The sequence below is a fragment of the Bradyrhizobium sp. TM233 genome, assembly GCF_036247965.1.
GTDB lineage: Bacteria > Pseudomonadota > Alphaproteobacteria > Rhizobiales > Xanthobacteraceae > Bradyrhizobium > Bradyrhizobium ottawaense.
The window spans coordinates 474-1,653 of the sequence record NZ_BTIG01000064.1 but is presented as its reverse complement, the minus strand read 5'-3'; the positions used below and the strand labels follow the sequence as shown (position 1 = coordinate 1,653).

1 protein-coding gene is annotated in these 1,180 nt (G+C 65.8%); it reads right to left on the bottom strand.

The window, feature by feature from the left end; all coding sequences use genetic code 11:
* On the bottom strand, positions 1-1,180 hold a 1,180-nt coding region (locus AABA86_RS33445; RefSeq protein ID WP_338309772.1), incomplete at both ends, for a 2-isopropylmalate synthase.

Here is a 1,180-nt window from a genome sequence, read left to right as displayed (position 1 = left end):
CGGATCCGCCGCGCGCGCCGTCATCGAACGCCCCTCCTGCGACAGCCGCACCGACACCTCCGCCTGCGCGTCCGTGCCTTCGGTCACCGCGTGGACCTGATACAGCTCCAGCTTGGCCTCGTGCGGGACCAGGCGCTTGATGCAGTTGAACACCGCGTCCACAGGACCGTTGCCCTCGGCCTCCTCGATCTTGATCTGGCCGTCGACGTCGAGCTTCATGGTCGCGCGCTGCGGGCCATGGGTGCCGGCGATCACGGTCAGCGAGGTCAGCTTGATGCGGTCGTGGGAAGCCGCCATCTCGCCGTCGACCAGCGCCTCGATGTCCTCGTCGTAGATGTCCTTCTTGCGGTCGGCCAGCGCCTTCATCCGCGTGAACGCATCTTCCAGCTGGTTGGGGCCGAGCTTGTAGCCCATCTCCTCCAGCTTGTGCACGAAGGCGTGGCGGCCGGAATGCTTGCCGAGCACCAGCGAGGACTGCTTCAGGCCGACCATCTCCGGCCGCATGATCTCGTAGGTCGAGGCGTCCTTCAGCACGCCGTCCTGGTGGATGCCGCTCTCATGCGCGAACGCGTTCCGGCCGACGATCGCCTTGTTGTACTGGACGGGAAACGAGGTTGCCGCCGAGACCACCTTCGAGGCGCGGGTGAGCTGCGTGGTGTCGATCTTGTTCCAGTAGGGAAATTTGTCGTTGCGGACGTTGATCGCCATCACGATCTCTTCGAGCGCAGCGTTGCCGGCGCGCTCGCCGATGCCGTTGACGGTGCACTCGACCTGGCGCGCGCCGCCGACGATGCCGGCCAGCGAGTTCGCGACCGCCATGCCGAGGTCGTTATGGCAGTGCACGGAGAACACCGCCTTGTCGGAGTTCGGCACGCGCTCGATCAGCGTCTTCATGAAGTGGGTGTATTCCTCCGGCACGGTGTAGCCGACGGTGTCGGGGATGTTCACCGTGGTGGCGCCGGCCTTGATCACGGCCTCGACGATGCGGCACAGGAAATCCATCTCGCTGCGGGTGCCGTCCTCGGCCGACCATTCGACGTCGTCGATCTGGTTGCGGGCGCGTGCGACCATCGCGACCGAGGTCTCGAGCACCTGCTCCGGGGTCTTGTTCAGCTTCACCCGCATGTGCAACGGCGAGGTCGCGATCACGGTGTGGACGCGGCCGCGCTTGGCGAACTTC